This window comes from Pseudovibrio sp. POLY-S9, assembly GCF_001431305.1.
Classification (GTDB): Bacteria; Pseudomonadota; Alphaproteobacteria; order Rhizobiales; family Stappiaceae; genus Pseudovibrio.
Genome location: NZ_LCWX01000200.1, coordinates 199,411 through 200,464, shown reverse-complemented (window position 1 = coordinate 200,464; position 1,054 = coordinate 199,411). Strand labels below are relative to the sequence as shown.

At 51.5% G+C, this 1,054-nt stretch carries 1 protein-coding gene and 1 pseudogene; both read right to left on the bottom strand.

Features of this window, described 5'->3' with window-relative positions:
* The coding region (locus tag PPL9_RS20630) for a DUF2497 domain-containing protein (RefSeq protein WP_057464463.1) at window positions 1-617 on the bottom strand (617 nt) is incomplete at its 3' end.
* Window positions 618-838: 221 nt separating this feature from the next.
* Window positions 839-1,054 (bottom strand): annotated as a pseudogene (locus PPL9_RS20625) (type I secretion protein TolC); the annotation flags it as partial.

The following is a 1,054-nucleotide window of genomic DNA, read 5'->3' as shown; positions in this document are numbered from 1 at the left end:
CGCAAAAGCCGCTCCACCACGCTTGGCAGATGCTGGTCGAGCCAGCCTTTCAGCATTGGGCGCAGCATCTCAGCCACGAGGTCTTCCAGCGTACGGGCGTTCTTGGATAGCACCGTGTTGGCAAGACCGTTAAAGGCGCTGGACACAACTTCGTCCGTCGCGCTTGAAATAAGTGTTTCCGCCGGGCTTTTTGCATCAGATGGCTCAAGAATGTCATCTTGCCCCATGCTGCCCAGCCCAAACGCTTCAGGTCCCGGCTGATCAAGAAAAGCGATGTCTCCATCCTCTTCCTTGTCTTCATCAGCAAGACCTTCGATAATTTTCAATGAGGAGGATTGCTCGTCGATCTGCTCTTTTTGCGTCAGCTCCAGAACGTCTGGTTCCGCATCCTTCACCACTTCTGGCTCAGGAGTTGGAGCAGGCTCCATTTCCGCTGGCGCATCATCAAAGAGTTTATCTAGATCGTCCTGTGATAATTCGCGACCCGCGTCCGCGTCACTCAATGCAGCATCTGTCATCTGTTCTGCGCCACTTGCTTCGTCATCCGAAATAATCTTGCGGATCGAGCTCAGGATATCCTCCATGGAAGGCTCGTTACCCTGTGAGACAGCTCCCATGTATGTGCTCCACTTCTAATCGCGTCTAATCCGCCGGCTTTCCGACTCAGTTCATTAATAAATACTTACTTAAATATAAGAGAAAAGCGGTCCCGCCTGACACCCGCATATTCTGCAAAATGCCAATTCCCACAAGGAAAACGAGCAATTTTGAAAATGCGGCAACAAAAAAGGGAGCCCGTGAGGCTCCCTTCTCCAAAATTTCATTATATCAGAGGAGCTTAACGCCCATCCGGGGTCCGCAGACCAATCCACTTATCACGTACCAGACGGTAGTGTTCAGTTGGATCATAACGCGCACCGGTCAATGCCAGGCTGTTATAGTCGAGACGACCAACAGAGGAAAGAACCGCATAAGCAGCAACCACACGGTCACGCTGCGCTGTCACCAATGTTACACGCGCATCCACCAGATCACTCTGTGTATCCAGAACATC